This window comes from Agromyces mediolanus (genome assembly GCF_044917495.1).
Classification (GTDB): Bacteria; Actinomycetota; Actinomycetes; order Actinomycetales; family Microbacteriaceae; genus Agromyces; species Agromyces mediolanus_B.
Map to the genome: position 1 here is coordinate 1 of NZ_JAVSSI010000002.1, position 14,258 is coordinate 14,258.

Annotated in this window: 11 protein-coding genes; 3 read left to right on the forward strand and 8 right to left on the reverse strand. The window is 73.1% G+C overall.

The window, feature by feature from the left end; translation table 11 throughout:
- Window positions 1–262: 262 nt before the first annotated feature.
- The 4 genes from ROT00_RS02755 to ROT00_RS02770 all read right to left on the reverse strand — a co-directional run bounded on the left by ROT00_RS02755 (window position 263) and on the right by ROT00_RS02770 (window position 6,182).
- The gene (locus ROT00_RS02755; protein WP_404772154.1) at window positions 263–1,528 is read right to left on the reverse strand and encodes an extracellular solute-binding protein; all 1,266 of its coding nucleotides are present in this window, start codon (window positions 1,526–1,528) and stop codon (window positions 263–265) included.
- A 66-nt stretch (window positions 1,529–1,594) separates the two neighbouring features.
- On the reverse strand, window positions 1,595–2,812 hold the full coding sequence (locus ROT00_RS02760; protein ID WP_404772155.1) for an ROK family transcriptional regulator: 1,218 nt from the start codon (window positions 2,810–2,812) through the stop codon (window positions 1,595–1,597).
- A 96-nt stretch (window positions 2,813–2,908) separates the two neighbouring features.
- Window positions 2,909–4,786 carry a heavy metal translocating P-type ATPase gene (locus tag ROT00_RS02765; protein ID WP_404772157.1) on the reverse strand — a complete coding sequence of 626 codons (1,878 nt, stop codon included), beginning with the start codon at window positions 4,784–4,786 and terminating at the stop codon, window positions 2,909–2,911.
- A gap of 178 nt (window positions 4,787–4,964) precedes the next feature.
- A complete protein-coding gene (locus tag ROT00_RS02770; RefSeq protein ID WP_404772158.1) occupies window positions 4,965–6,182 on the reverse strand; it encodes an NADP-dependent isocitrate dehydrogenase in 1,218 nt (405 codons plus the stop codon).
- 216 nt (window positions 6,183–6,398) lie between these two features.
- Here ROT00_RS02770 and ROT00_RS02775 point away from each other — a divergent pair, with 216 nt between their 5' ends.
- Both ROT00_RS02775 and ROT00_RS02780 read left to right on the forward strand, forming a co-directional pair.
- Window positions 6,399–6,851 (forward strand): GNAT family N-acetyltransferase, encoded by a 453-nt coding sequence (locus ROT00_RS02775; protein ID WP_404772160.1) that lies wholly within the window; start codon window positions 6,399–6,401, stop codon window positions 6,849–6,851.
- Between the two features lie 8 nt (window positions 6,852–6,859).
- Window positions 6,860–7,246 (forward strand): MGMT family protein, encoded by a 387-nt coding sequence (locus ROT00_RS02780; protein ID WP_404772162.1) that lies wholly within the window; start codon window positions 6,860–6,862, stop codon window positions 7,244–7,246.
- Window positions 7,247–7,267: 21 nt separating this feature from the next.
- Here the strand turns inward: ROT00_RS02780 and ROT00_RS02785 are convergent, their stop codons facing one another.
- Window positions 7,268–9,079 carry a sensor histidine kinase gene (locus tag ROT00_RS02785; RefSeq protein ID WP_404772164.1) on the reverse strand — a complete coding sequence of 604 codons (1,812 nt, stop codon included), beginning with the start codon at window positions 9,077–9,079 and terminating at the stop codon, window positions 7,268–7,270.
- A gap of 54 nt (window positions 9,080–9,133) precedes the next feature.
- Window positions 9,134–9,799 (reverse strand): response regulator, encoded by a 666-nt coding sequence (locus ROT00_RS02790; protein WP_404772166.1) that lies wholly within the window; start codon window positions 9,797–9,799, stop codon window positions 9,134–9,136.
- Window positions 9,800–10,026: 227 nt separating this feature from the next.
- On the opposite strand from ROT00_RS02790, the gene ROT00_RS02795 reads away from it, so the two are divergent.
- Window positions 10,027–10,425, forward strand: coding sequence for a peptidoglycan-binding domain-containing protein (locus tag ROT00_RS02795; RefSeq protein WP_404772167.1), 399 nt, complete (start codon window positions 10,027–10,029; stop codon window positions 10,423–10,425).
- A gap of 87 nt (window positions 10,426–10,512) precedes the next feature.
- On the opposite strand, the gene ROT00_RS02800 is transcribed toward ROT00_RS02795, so the two are convergent.
- Window positions 10,513–12,318, reverse strand: a complete 1,806-nt coding sequence (locus tag ROT00_RS02800) for an ABC transporter ATP-binding protein (protein WP_404772168.1) — start codon at window positions 12,316–12,318, stop codon at window positions 10,513–10,515.
- Window positions 12,315–14,207 (reverse strand): ABC transporter ATP-binding protein, encoded by a 1,893-nt coding sequence (locus tag ROT00_RS02805; protein ID WP_404772170.1) that lies wholly within the window; start codon window positions 14,205–14,207, stop codon window positions 12,315–12,317. The genes ROT00_RS02800 and ROT00_RS02805 overlap by 4 nt, the downstream gene beginning before the upstream one ends.
- Between the last annotated feature and the right edge of the window lie 51 nt (window positions 14,208–14,258).

Sequence of the window (14,258 nt, forward strand, 5' to 3'; positions counted from 1 at the left end):
GGGGGGGGGGGGGGGGGGGGGGGGGGGGGGGGGGGGGGGGGGGGGGGGGGGGGGGGGGGGGGGGGGGGGGGGGGGGGGGGGGGGGGGGGGGGGGGGGGGGGGGGGGGGGGGGGGGGGGGGGGGGGGCGGGGGGGGGGGGGGGGGGGGGGGGGGGGGGGGGGGGCCCCCGCCCCCCGCGGGGGGGGGGGGGGGGGGGGGGGGACGGGGCCCCGCGCCACCGCGAAGTCGGCGGGTACCGACTCGCTCGGTCGGTGGGTGCCGACTAGCTGTTGAGGATGTCCTCGATCTGCTTGTCCGCCTCCTCGGCGAGGCTCTTCACGTCGCCGCCCTGGGCGATGTTCACGAAGAGGTCCTCGAGGATGCGGGCGGCCTCGACGTCGGCCCAGCGCGGCGAGGCCGGCGTGAGCTTCGCGTTGCCGGCCGCGGCGGCGATCGCCTGCGCGACCTCGTCCGTGCCGAGCTTGTCGGCGAGCGAGAGCTTGGCCGGAACCAGGCCGCCCTCGGCGTAGATCGTCTGGAACTCGTCCGAGAGGATGATCTTCAGCGCGTCGACCGCGAGCTCGGGGTGCGCCGACTTGGCGGACACGCCGATGTTCGAGCCGCCGGCGAAGACCTGCGCCGCGCCGCCGTCCTTGCCCGGGAGGGCGTAGACGCCGAGGTTGGCCTCCTGGTCGGGGCAGCCGGGGGCTTCAGCGTCGACCGGCGCGAGGATCGAGAACTTGACCCAGCTCGGGGCCGAGAGCTGCAGCGTGGTGCCGTCGCAGAAGCCGACCTCGGGGCTCGTCTCGTTCGCGTCCTTCGGGGCGACCGAAGCGGTCTGCATCGTCTTCTGGACCTCTTCGAGGCCCTTGATCGACTCGGGCGAGCTCAGCTGCGCGTCCCACTTGTCGCCGTCCGGCACCGCGACCTCGCCGCCGTTCTCCCAGATGAAGGGGAGCGCGTTGCGCCAGTCCTGGCCGGGCCACCAGATGCCCGACTTGCCGGGGTTCGCCGTGGCGAGCGCGGCGCCGGTGGCGACGTACTCGTCGAGGGTGGTCGGCACGGTCTGACCGGCCGCCGCCATGGCGTCCTTCTTGAAGAAGACGAGGCGCGAGCCCGAGTAGAGCGGCGCGGCGTAGAACTTGCCGTCGTAGCTGCCCGCCTCGACGAAGCCGGGGAGCAGGTCGTCACCGCCGAGGGCGTCGTACTGGTCGGTCAGGTCGAGGAACGCGCCCGCCGAGGTGAACGCCGCGGCCTGGGTGTTGCCGACCTCGACGACGTCGGGGCTGTCCGAGCCGGAGAGGCTGGTGGTCAGACGGTCGACGAGACCGTCCCAGGCCTGCTCCTCGATGACGAGCTTCGAGCCGGGGTGCTCCTCCTCGAAGGTCTTCACCAGGTAGTCGCGCGCCGTGTCGGGCGTGTCGGTGCCGACGAGCCAGACGCGGATGGTGGCGTTCTCGTCCGAGCCTCCGCCGGTGTCGCCCGAGGCGCAGCCGGCGAGGGTGAGCGCAGCAGCGGCGCCGAGGGCCACGATGCCGAGTTTCCGCATTGCGTTGTTTCCTTTCTGGGGGTGAAGGAGCAGCAGGACGCTGTTCTCTCGGGTGCGAGGGCTCGTCTACGAGACCCCGAGTTCTCCGGACAGGACCATGACGGCCGTGCCGCGCAGGACGATGTCCTGCCCGTGCGCGGTCATCCGGAGCCTCAGATCGCGGGTCTGTTCCGCCATCGTCCGCTTCCGGAGCGTTTCGAGGGCCGCTTCGATGAGCGGACCGTCGAGCAGGTGAGCCGGACCGCTCAGCACGATCTCCGGCAGGTCGAGGGCGCCGACGACGGGCGCGAGCACGATGCCGAGCCGGCGACCGGCCTCGGCGAGCACCTCGGCGCGGGCGGCGGCGTCGGCGTCGGTGCCGAGGGCGTCGAGCTGCTCGGTGAGGCGCGGCACGGAGAGCCAGGCCTCGAGGCAGCCGTCGCGGCCGCAGACGCAGCGGGGGCCGCCGTCGGTGCCGACGACGACGTGGCCGATCTCACCGGAGGCGAAGCCGGATCCGGTGACGAGCCGACCCCCGACGATGAGCCCCGAACCGACACCGTGGCCGATCTTCACGAGCATGAGGTCGTCGGCCTCGGCGGCGCCGTGCTCGGCGAGCACGGCGGCGTTGGCGTCGTTGGTGGCGTGCACGGGCAGCCCGAGGCGGGCCGAGAGGCGCGCCTGGAGCGGGAGGTCGGTCCAGCCGAGGTTCGGCGCGGAGCGCACGGTGCCGCGGGGGTCGACGACACCGGGGGTGCCGATGCCGACGCCGAGCACCGGGGCGGTCGCGAGGGCGACGAGCCGGGCGGCGAGCTCGGCGACGAGTTCGAAGGCCCGCTCCCCCGTGGCTCCGCCGAGCGGCGACTCGGCGCGCTCGAGGACGGTGCCGGAGAGGTCGAGGACGGCGCCGCGGACGACGCGGTGGCCCGAGACGTCGATGCCGACGATCCGGAAGGCGCCGCGGGCGACGTCGAGGAGGGTGGCGGGTTTGCCAGGGCGGGCGTCCTCACGCTGGCCGAGCTCGAGGACGAGGCCCTCGGCCATGAGCTCCGCGACGAGGTCGGAGACGGTGACCCGGGTGAGGCCGGTCTCGCGGGCGAGGTCGGCGCGGCTCTGCGCGCCCGCCGTGTAGAGGGTCTGCAGGACGAGGGCGCGGTTGTGGCTGCGGGCGTGCTCGGGCAGCACCTTGCCCGTGGGGCGGAGGGCGCGGCTCCGGCTCGAGAGGCCGCTGAGCGCGCCGGATCCGGCGGCGGGGCCCGCGAGCTCCGCCTGCGCCGTTCCGCGAGGTGCTTCCGTAGCAGTCACGAAAGTTAGTAAAGCTTACGAACAAACTTCGCGCAAGAGGGATTCCCGACGGGAGCCGCTCGTTACCGAGTTGTGATCCGGATCCGGCCGCCGGGCTCAGCCGACCGCCGCCGGCTCGCTCGCGGGCGCCGCCGCGGGTCGCGCACGGTCCAGCCGCCCGCCGATCGCCCGCAGCGCGGCGAGGATCGCGACGAGGTCGACGACCTCCTGGAGGACCGCGCCGAGCGTCGCCGGGATGACGCCGAAGGCCGCGATGAGCATCAGCCCGACGCTCACCAGGATGCCGAGCCAGATGCTCTGCAGGGCGATCCGCACGGTGTCCTGCCCGATCCGCACCGCGCGGGCCACCCGGGAGATCTCGTCGACGAGCACGACGACGTTCGCCGACTCGCTCGCGGCCGTCGTGCCCTTCGCCCCCATCGCCACGCCGACGTCCGCCGCGGCGAGCACCGGGGCGTCGTTCACCCCGTCGCCGACCATCATCACGGGCCGGCGCTCGATCGCCTGGACGTCGCGCACCTTGTCGCCGGGCAGGCACTCCGCGTGCACGCGCGTGATGCCGAGCTCGTCGGCGATGTGCCGCGCGGTCGCCTCGGCATCCCCCGTCAGCATCAGCGTCTCCTCGACGCCGAGGCGGCGCAGCTCGGCGAGGGTGGCCGCGGCATCCGGACGCACGTGGTCCGCGGCGAGCACGGCGCCGGCGTAGCGGCCGTCGACCGCGACGTAGATCGCGAGCTGCCCGGGGGCGATCTCGGTGCGCCGCGCGTCCGGCGCGTGCTCGGCGACGAAGCGGAACTTGCCGACGACGACCTCGCGGCCCTCGATCCTCGCCACGACGCCGTTCGTGGCGTTCTCGGCGGCCCGGTCGGCCTCGGCGAGCGCGAGTCCGCGCTCGGCGCCCGCGCGGAGCATCGCCGCGGCGAGCACGTGCGAGGAGTACTGCTCCGCGCTCGCGACGAGGCGCAGGAGCTCCCGTTCGTCGAAGCCCGGCTCGGGGCGGAGCTCCGCGAGCTCCGGCTCGCCGCTCGTGAGCGTGCCGGTCTTGTCGAAAACGGCGGTCCGCACCCGGGCGAGGAGCTCGAGCACCCCGCCCGATTTCACGATGAGCCCGTTCTTCGCGGCCCGGCTCATGCCGCCGAGGAACGCGACCGGAGCTGCGATGAGCAGCGGGCACGGCGTCGCGAGCACGAGCACCTCGGCGAAGCGCACGGGATCGCCGGACGCCCACCAGGCGATGCCGCCGAGCGCGAGGGAGAAGACCGTGAACGGCACGGCGTAGCGGTCGGCGAGGCGCACGACCGGCGCCTTCGATTCGGAGGCCTCGGCGACGAGCGCGACGATCTGCTGGTACTGGCTGTCGGCGGCGGTCGCGGTCGCGCGCACCTCGACGGCGGCGCTGCCGTTCACCGATCCGCTCAGCACCGGATCGCCCGCGTGCTTCTCGGCGGGCACGCTCTCGCCGGTGATCTGCGCCTCGTCCATCGTCGTCTCGGCGGAGAGCAGCACGGCGTCCACCGGCACGAGCTCGGACGGCCGGATGAGGAGCACGTCGCCGACGCGCACGGCATCGGCCGGCACGTCGACGATCTCGCCGTCGCGGCGCAGGTGCGCCAGCTGCGGGGCCCGCGTGAGCAGGGCGTCGAGCTCGCGCTTCGCGCGGCGGTTGGCGTAGTCCTCGAGGGCCTCGCCGCCGGTCAGCATCAGCACCACGACGAGCGCGGCGATGTACTCGCCGACGAGCACGGTCGCGACGATCGCGGTGATCGCGAGGACGTCGAGGCCCCAGTGCCCGCGGAGCAGGTCGCGCACCATGCCGACGGCCTGCCAGGCCGCGATGGCGAGCGCGTAGCCGCTGAACAGCCAGGGCACGACCGCCCCGGCGCCGACCGCCCAGAGGAGGAGGCCGGCGAGGCCGACGACGACGGTGAGCGTGACCGCCCAGTACCGCCTCGCGATGCGCAGGATCCGTGCCACGAGCCCGCTCCTTCCGCCGGCTCCCCCGCGCCGGTCCTGCGCCCAGCCTACGACGGGTGCGGCCCCGGCGGGCGGGGTCGGCACGCGGCATCCGGCCGGCGTGCGCCGGAGCAGGGACGACGAAGGGCGGATGCCGAAGCATCCGCCCTTCGCACCGGCCGCGCTGCGGCCCGCGTCATCAGGCCGCGAGGCGCGCCTTCAGGTTCGCGTCGATCGCGTCGAGGAAGCCCTCGGTGGTGAGGTACTCCTGCTCCGGGCCGACGAGGAGCGCGAGGTCCTTCGTCATGGCGCCGGACTCGACGGTCTTCACGACGACGTCCTCGAGGGTGCTCGCGAAGTCGATGAGCTCCTGGTTGCCGTCGAGCTTGCCGCGGTGCGCGAGGCCGCGCGTCCAGGCGTAGATCGAGGCGATCGGGTTCGTCGAGGTGGGCTTGCCCTGCTGGTGCTGGCGGTAGTGGCGGGTGACCGTGCCGTGCGCCGCCTCGGCCTCGACGATCTTGCCGTCGGGCGTGGTGAGCACGCTCGTCATCAGGCCGAGCGAGCCGAAGCCCTGCGCGACGGTGTCGGACTGCACGTCGCCGTCGTAGTTCTTGCACGCCCAGACGTAGCCGCCCTCCCACTTCAGCGAGGAGGCGACCATGTCGTCGATGAGGCGGTGCTCGTAGGTGAGGCCGGCCGCGTCGAACGCGTCCTTGAACTCGGTGTCGAAGACCTCCTGGAACAGGTCCTTGAAGCGGCCGTCGTAGGCCTTCAGGATCGTGTTCTTGGTCGAGAGGTAGACCGGGTAGTTGCGCGAGAGGCCGTAGTTCAGCGAGGCGCGCGCGAAGTCGCGGATCGACTCGTCGAGGTTGTACATGCCCATCGCGACGCCGGCGCCCGGCGCCTGGAACACCTCGAACTGCTGCGGCTCGGAGCCGTCCTGCGGGGTGAACGTCATGGTGAGCGTGCCCGGGCCGTCGAAGCGGAAGTCGGTCGCGCGGTACTGGTCGCCGAAGGCGTGGCGGCCGACGATGATCGGCTTGTTCCAGCCCGGGACGAGGCGCGGAATGTTCGAGATGATGATCGGCTCGCGGAAGATGACGCCGCCGAGGATGTTGCGGATCGTGCCGTTCGGCGAGCGCCACATCTTCTTCAGACCGAACTCCTCGACGCGGGCCTCGTCGGGGGTGATCGTCGCGCACTTGACGCCGACGCCGTGCTGCTTGATGGCGTTCGCGGCGTCGACGGTGATCTGGTCGTCGGTCTCGTCGCGCTTCTGGATCGAGAGGTCGTAGTACTCGAGGTTCACATCGAGGTAGGGGTGGATGAGCTGGTCTTTGATGGCCTGCCAGATGATGCGCGTCATCTCGTCGCCGTCGAGTTCGACGACGGTGCCTTCAACCTTGATCTTCGACAAAGGGATGTCTCCTTGAATGCGGGCGGGGAAGCGGGCCCGTCGTGCGGGCTCGAGAACCGGCGGGGCGCGAGTTCGCGCCGCCGGACAGTTTACCGTGTCGCGCGAATATCTCGACATCGAGAGATCCTCCCCCGCGGATCCGCCGGACGGCGGGCCTGCGGAGGATGGCACTTCCGGCGGATACCGGCGCGGGCCGCGAGCCGTTAGCCTGTTCGCATGGGTGCGCTGAGACTTGAAGACCTGTCCGCCTCGAACATCGTCGCGGCCAACACGCTGTCGCTGAAGCCCGGGCAGGAGCAGTTCATCGCCCCCGTCACCTACTCCGCCGAGGCCTCCGTCGTGAACCCCGACACCGCCTGGCAGCGCGTGGCGCTGCTCGACGACCGCGTCGTCGGGTTCATCCACGGCAATTTCGACCCCGAGAACTCGCACGAGGAGTTCCGGGCCTGCATCTGGCGCATCAACGTCGACGCCGAGGTGCAGGGCCAGGGCGTCGGCCGCTTCCTCGCGACGGCGCTCGCGGAGGAGGCGAAGCACCGCGGCTTCGACCGCATCACCGTGCTCTGGGAGCCGGGCGACCAGGGCCCGGAGGCCTTCTTCCACCGGGTCGGCTTCGTCGACGTCGGCGAGACCGCCTACGGCGACGTCATCGGCGCGCTCGAGCTCTGAGCGGGCGGATGCCGCGACCGGACGCCGGCGACCGGGCCGCCGACCCGGCGCCCCACGGCGCCGCGCGTGACGACGCGCCGGCCGGCGACGCCCTCGGCAGCTTCGCGGACGCGGTCCTCGCGGTCGTCGCCGACATCCCCGCGGGCTGCGTCGCGACCTACGGCGACGTGGCCGCCCTGCTCGGCACCCGCGGGGCGCGCGCCGTCGGCCGGGTGATGGCGCTCTCGGGCGGGACCGTGCCGTGGTGGCGCGTCATCCGCGCGGGCGGGCATCCGCCGAGCGGGCACGGCGCCGAGGCCCGAGCCCACTACGAGCGCGAGGGCACCCCGCTGCTCGCGGCCGACACCGACGACGGCTACCGGATCGATCTGGCCGCCTGCCGCTGGCGGGCCTGAGCCGGCAGCCCCCGGAGCGGCTCAGCCCGTCGCCGTCTGCGCCCCGCCGGCGCCGTCGACGAGCGGCAGCCGCACCGAGACCGTCGTCCCCCGACCGGGCTCGCTCGCGAGGTCCAGCCGGCCGCCGACCGCCTCGACCCGGTCGACGACGCCGAGGATGCCGGTGCCCGCGTCGAGGCGGGCGCCGCCCGCACCGTTGTCGCGGACGCTCAGCAGGAGCTCACCGCCGCTCGTCGCCGCCTCCAGCCAGACCCGGGAGGCCCGGGCGTGCTTGTCGATGTTCGCGAGCGCCTCGGCCACCACGAAGTACGCGGTCGCCTCGACGAGCTCGGGCAGCCGTCCGCCGAGCTGCACCCGCACCTCGGCCGGCACGGAGCAGCGTCCGGCGAGCTCCGGCAGCGCGAGCGGCAGCCCGCCCTGCGCGAGCAGGCTCGGGTGGATGCCCTGGGCGAGCTCCCGCAGCTCCTTCAGCGCGGCGTTCAGCAGCACGATCTCCGCGTCGATCTCGTCGGCGACCGCCGGCATCCCCCGGTCGCGCGCCTGGTCGGCCGTCCGGCGCAGCCGCATCGCGAGCGAGACGAGCCGCTGCTGCGCGCCGTCGTGCAGGTCGCGCTCGATGCGGCGCCGCGCCTCGTCGCCCGCCTCCACGATGCGCTGACGCGACTCGCGCACGTGCGCGAGGGTCCGCTCGATCTCCGAGCGGAGGCGCCCGTTGTCCACCGAGAGCCGGAGCGCGCTCGAGACGCCGTCGAGCAGCCGCATGTTGTCGGTCAGCACGCGATCGTGCCGGATGAGCGCGATCGGCACGCCGAGCGGCGAGGCCACGGGCAGCACGCTCTGGCTCCCGCGCGGGTCGGCGTCGCCCTCCGGGATCGGCGCGCCCGAGGCATCCGCGTAGACCCCGCGCTCCTCGTCCCACCAGTAGACCCGCACCGAGGCGTCGCGGAGGGTCCGCGCGAGCGACTCGGCCCAGAGCCCGCGGTCGGCGCCCTCCCTCGTGATCCGCATCAGGTCGGCGACGCGCGCCCGCATGTTGCGCGCGTGCGCGACGCCCGCGACGAAGCTCACCGGGATCGAGGCGATCGCGATGAGCGACACGGTCGCGAGCATCTGGTCGCCCCGCGCCTCCGCCGCGTAGCTCACGGCCTGCGCGGTGAGCGTCGTCGCCCAGGCGAGGAGCGCGAGCGGCATCAGGAACGCGACCGTCCGCGCGGGCACGCTCCCCCGCATCCAGCGGACGAGGAGCCGCACGGCGATCGCGAGGGCGAGCCCCACGCCGACGATGCGGTAGCCGACGTCGATCGCGGTGAAGAGCTCGGGCAGCACGGCGATCCGGTACGGGTTCGGCGCGGTGCAGGCGCAGACGCCGTCCCCGGGCGCGGCGAGCAGGAGCACGGCCGCGAGGTTCGCCGCGGAGGCGACGATCGCGATCCCGACGACCCAGCGGTCGAAGCGCTCCCGGAGGACGCCGCGCGGGTAGATGAGCACGATGATGCCGGTCACGACCGCCCAGCCGAGGTCGACGCCGCGGACGAGCGGCCAGAGCCAGCCCACGTCGCCGATGACGGCGTAGATCGACTGCGGGATCCAGAGCACCACGAACGCGACCATCAGCCGCGCCGGCCAGCGGCTCTCGCCGAGCGCCCAGGCGACGCCCGCGCACGCGGCGAAGACGAGCGGCACGATCGCGTGCAGCGTCGCGTACGACGTCTCCGGCCGCGCCGCCGCCGGCGTCGCCCAGTACCCGGAGACCGCCATGGCGAGGCTCAGCCCGACGGCGATCGCGAGCGTGACGGTGCGCCGGGCGATGCGGCCGTTCCGGCCCGGCGCCATCACCTCGGCCTCACCCCGCCACCGCCCGCGCGCCGGCCCCGCGTCATCTCGGCGTCACCGCTCGCCGAGGAGGGCGAGCACCGCGAGCACGCGGCGATGGTGGTCGCGCGACTCCTCCAGGCCGAGCTTCTGCAGGATGCTCCGCACGTGCGTCTCGACCGTCTTCAGTCCGAGGAACAGCGCCTGGGCGATCCCGCCGTTCGAGTAGCCCTGCGCCATGAGCTCGAGCACCGAGCGCTCGCGCTCGGTCAGTCGCGAGATCGGGTCGTCGACGCGGCTGCGCCCGACGAGCTGCTCCACGACCTCGGGGTCGACGACCGATCCGCCGCCGGCGACCGTCTCGACCGCGCGGACGAGGGTCTGCGGCTGCGCCACGCGCTCCTTCAGCAGGTACCCGGTGCCGCTGCCGGCGCCCATGACGCGCAAGGCGTACTCCGGGGTCGCGTACATCGACAGCAGCAGGACGCCGATCGTCGAGCCGCCCGCGCGGATGCGCTCGAGTGCGACGACGCCCTCGTCGCTGTGCCCGGGGGGCATCCGGATGTCGAGCACCGCGGCGTCCACTGGCAGCTCGTCGAGGATGTCGAGGAGTTCGTCGGCCGTGCCGACCGAGGCGACGACCTCGATGCCGGCGTCCTCGAGGACCTTCTGGATGCCCTCGCGAAGCAGCATCGCGTCATCCGCGATGACGACTCGCAGGGGCGTGGTCGAATCGCCCATGGCTCCTCCGTTCGACGGCGCTCGGGCGCGCGGCCGCGGGCGCACACACCGCCCCGCTCACTGTATCGCGCTGGAAACGGCGGGGCAGGTCCCAATCCGGGGGTGCCGCCGCGCGCCTCCGCCTCCGCCCCGGGCCCCGGATGGGGAGGGCTGCCCATCGACGCCGGCGATCCGCGGCGCATACGATCGCCACGCGCGGCCCAGACCCGCGCCGGAAGGAGATCACCGTGAAGATTCGTACGAGGCGGCACAAGCTCGCCCTGACCCTCTCAGCGCTCGCGATGGCGGCGGCCGGCACGATCGGCGCCGCGGGCACCGCGGCGGCACCGGCGGAGGCCGCCGGCCGCTGCGTCGACTACAACTACTCGCAGGGCGGCTACTCGAGCTGCATCGGCTACATCCAGCAGCTCGTCAATTACCACACGGGCGCCGGCCTCGCCGTCGACAACAACTTCGGCCCGAAGACCCGGTCGGCCGTGGTCCGGGTGCAGGGGATCTTCCGGCTCACGGCCGACGGCATCGTCGGACCGCGCACCTGGAACATCATCTGCTACCCGCAGAAGGGACCGGGCCCCATCCCCGGCTTCCCCTACGCGGCGGCGCGCGCGGCGGGCTGCAGCATCTAACCCCGTCCGCGAGGAACGGCAGAGGCGGGCGACCCGATCGGGTCGCCCGCCTCCGTCATGCGTCCGCCGCCGTCCGCTCCACCCGGCTCACACGAGCGAGTCGCGCCACGCCGCGTGCAGCGCCGCGAAGCGGCCGTCGCCGCCGATGAGCTCGGCGGGCGAGCCGTCCTCCACGATCCGGCCGTGCTCCATCACGAGCACCCGGTCGGCGATCGCGACGGTCGACAGGCGGTGCGCGATGATGATCGCCGTGCGGTCGGCGAGGAGCTTCGTGAGGCCCTCCTGCACCAGCCGCTCGCTCGGGATGTCGAGCGAGCTCGTCGCCTCGTCGAGGATCAGCACCGCCGGGTTCGCGAGGAACGCCCGGGCGAAGGAGATCAGCTGGCGCTGCCCCGCGCTCACCCGGCCGCCGCGCTTGTTCACGTCGGTGTCGTAGCCGTTCGGCAGGCCCTCGATGAACTCGTGCGCGCCGACCGCCTTCGCGGCCGCGACGACCTCGTCGAGCGAGGCGTCCGGCTTCCCGAGCGCGATGTTGTCGGCCACCGAGCCGGAGAACAGGTACGCCTCCTGGGTCACCATCACGATCGCGCGGCGGAGGTCCTTCGGGTGCAGGGTCCGCAGATCGAGGTCGTCGAGGGTGACCGCGCCCTCGCTCGGGTCGTAGAAGCGGGCGATCAGCTTCGCGAGCGTCGACTTGCCGGCGCCCGTGGAGCCCACGAGCGCGATCGTCTGCCCCGCCGGGATGTGGAGGTCGAACCTCGGCAGCACGACCCGGTCCGTCGTGTACGCGAACTCGACGCCGTCGAAGCGCACCCGCCCGGTGGCGTTCCACAGGTCGACGGGCCGCTCGGGGTCGGGCACGCTCGGCTCCTCCTCCAGCACGCCCGAGATCTTCTCGAGCGCGCTCGCGGCGGACTGGTACCCGTTGTAGAACATCGCGAGGTCCTCCATCGGGTCGAAGAACCGCTTCGTGTACAGCACGGCGGCGAGCAGCACGCCCACCTGGAGCGAGCCGTCGACGACGCGGAATCCGCCGAGCACGATCGTCGCGGCCACCGCGGTGTTGCCGATGAGCGCGAGGCCCGGGTTGAACACCGCGAACAGGCCGAGGACCTTCGCGTTCACGTCGCGGTAGTCCTCCACGAGCCCGCCGAACTCGCGCTCGTTGCGGCGCTCCTTCCGGAACGCCTGCACCGCGCGGATGCCCGTCATGGTCTCGACGAACTGCACGATGAGGCGCGCCGAGGCGACCCGCGAGCGGCGGAACAGCTGCTGCGAGCGCAGCTGGAACCACCGGGTCAGGATGCCGAGCGGCACGAGGGCGATGAGCAGCACGACGCCCGACGGCCAGTCGAGGATGATGAGCATCGCCGCGGTGAACACCATGTACATGAGGCCGCGGACGAGGAGCGTGAGGCCCTCGTCCATGAGCTCGCGGATGGCGTCGAGGTCGCTCGTCTGCCGCGAGATGATCCGGCCCGAGGTGTACGACTCGTGGAACTCGAGCGAGAGCTTCTGCGTGTGCAGGAACACCCGCGTGCGCAGGTCGATGAGCACGGCCTGGCTGATCCGCGCCGAGAGCCGAATGTAGACCGCGATGAGGAACGCGCCGACGAGGCCGGTGACGACGTACGCCGCACCCGACAGCGCCGCCGGCCACCAGTTCTGCCCGATGAGGGCGGGGATGCCGGTGTCGATGCCGTAGGCGATGATCGCCGGGCCCGCCACCTGCGCGGCGGACGACAGCATCACGGCGATGACGGTGAGCCACAGCGTCGGCCGCAGCGGGTGCAGCAGGGCGCCGAGCAGACGCATCGAGCGGCGGCGGATCTGCCGCGACTCGGCGCGCGTGTAGTGCTCGCGCTCTTCTCCCTGAACGCCGGTGACGCTCATCGTGCGACCTCCTCTCGGTCGGTCTCGGGTTCTTCGGCGACGGCGCGGGACGGATCGCTCGCCGCCAGTTCCTCGTCCTCCAGGCTGGAGATGACGAAGCGGTAGTGCTCCGACTCGCGGAGGAGCTCGGAGTGCGTGCCGACCGCGGTGATGCGGCCGGACTCGAGCAGCGCGACCCGGTCGGCCATCATGACCGTCGAGGGGCGGTGCGCGACGATGAGCGCGGTGGTGTCGGCGAGGACGTTCCGCAGCTCCTCCTCGACCTTCGCCTCGGTCGTCACGTCGAGCGCGGAGAGCGGGTCGTCGAGCACCAGCACCGCGGGCTTCGCGGCGACGGCGCGGGCGAGCGCGAGGCGCTGGCGCTGGCCGCCGGACAGGCTCATGCCCTCCTCGCCGACCTTCGTCTCGAGGCCCTCGGGCAGTTCGTAGGCGAAGCCGGCCTGCGCGATGCGCAGCGCCTCCTCGAGCACGCGCTGCGCCTCGGCCCGCACCGCGGGGTCGTCGCCCGCGAGCTCCGGCCGGCCGAGCAGCACGTTCTCACGCACGGAGGCGCTGAACAGGGTCGCGTCCTCGAACGCCATCGCGATGTGGCGGCGGAGCTCCTCCCGGCTGAAGGCGCGGACGTCCACGCCGTCGAGCGTGACGGCGCCGCCCGTGACGTCGTAGAGGCGCGTCGTGAGCGCCGTCATCGTCGTCTTGCCGCTGCCGGTGAGCCCGACGAGCGCCATGGTCTCGCCCGGGCGCACGACGAGCTCGACGTCGTCGAGCAGGTCGGGGAACCGCGACGGGGCGTCCTGGTAGCGGAAGTGCACGCGCTCGAACGCGAGCTCCCCGCGGGGCCGCTCGAGCGTGCGCGGCTCCTCCGGGTCGAGGATCGTGTTCTCGCTGTCCATGATGTCGAAGAAGCGGTCGGTCGCGGTCCGCGCGTCGAGCGCGAACGCCAGCATGAAGCCGATCGACTCGATCGGCCAGGCCAGCACCGTCGCCGTCGCGAAGAAGGCGACGAGCTCGCCGACGCTGAGCTGGCCGTTCGCGGCCAGCCAGATGCCCACGACGAGGCACGCGCCGAGCGCGATGGCCGGCACGACCATGATCCAGACCCAGATGTTCGCGTCGAGCTGCGCCTTCTCGATCTCGGTGCGGCGGAGCGACTCGGCCTGCGCGCGGAACGTCGACAGCGCGTGCTTGCCCCGCCCGAACGCCTTCAGCACGCGGATGCCGTGCACCGACTCCTCGACGGCGGTGGCCAGATCGCCCTGCTGGTCCTGGCTGAGCCGCGACTTCTCGGAGTACTGCCCCTCGAAGCGGTAGCCGGCCCACCACAGCGGCAGCGAGCAGACGAGGAAGATGAGCCCGAGCAGCCAGTTCATCGACATCAGGATGCCGACGCCGACCACGATGATGACGACGTTCGCGCCCGTGAGCACGAGGCCGAAGCTGAGCCAGCGACGGATGAGACTGAGGTCGCTGACGGCGCGCGAGAGGAGCTGGCCGCTCGGCCAGCGGTCGTGGAAGCTCACCGGGAGGTCCTGCAGCTTCGCGTAGAGCGCGTCGCGCATGCGGGCCTCGACCTTCGTGCCGGGGCCGACGACGAGCCAGCGCCGGAGCGCGTACAGGATCGACTCGATCGCGCCGAGCACGAAGACGAGGAGCGCGAGCGGCCACACGGCGGTGGCGTCGCGGTCGGCGAGGGGCCCGTCGACGATCTGCTGCATCACCTGCGGGATCGCGAGCGCGAAGAGCTGCGCGACGAGGGCGGCGCCCATGCTCATCGCGAACGCGGGGAGCGCGGGTCCCGCGAACTCGCGGAGGCGCCAGAGGGCGCGCACCGCGCCGAGGCGCGGCGCCTCGGCGGCGTGTCCGGGCGGGTGGGTGGGTGGGGTGGTCAAGACGGCCCTTTCGGAACGGCGTGCTGCGGCGTCGGCCGGGCACGCGGAGGC

Excerpts from the sequence above, each read along its gene's own strand:
- ROT00_RS02755 (WP_404772154.1), bottom strand. The coding sequence starts at position 1,528 with ATGCGGAAACTCGGCATCGTGGCCCTCGGCGCCGCTGCTGCGCTCACC.
- ROT00_RS02775 (WP_404772160.1), top strand. The coding sequence starts at position 6,399 with ATGGGTGCGCTGAGACTTGAAGACCTGTCCGCCTCGAACATCGTCGCG.
- ROT00_RS02780 (WP_404772162.1), top strand. The coding sequence starts at position 6,860 with ATGCCGCGACCGGACGCCGGCGACCGGGCCGCCGACCCGGCGCCCCAC.
- ROT00_RS02785 (WP_404772164.1), bottom strand. The coding sequence starts at position 9,079 with ATGGCGCCGGGCCGGAACGGCCGCATCGCCCGGCGCACCGTCACGCTC.
- ROT00_RS02790 (WP_404772166.1), bottom strand. The coding sequence starts at position 9,799 with ATGGGCGATTCGACCACGCCCCTGCGAGTCGTCATCGCGGATGACGCG.
- ROT00_RS02800 (WP_404772168.1), bottom strand. The coding sequence starts at position 12,318 with ATGAGCGTCACCGGCGTTCAGGGAGAAGAGCGCGAGCACTACACGCGC.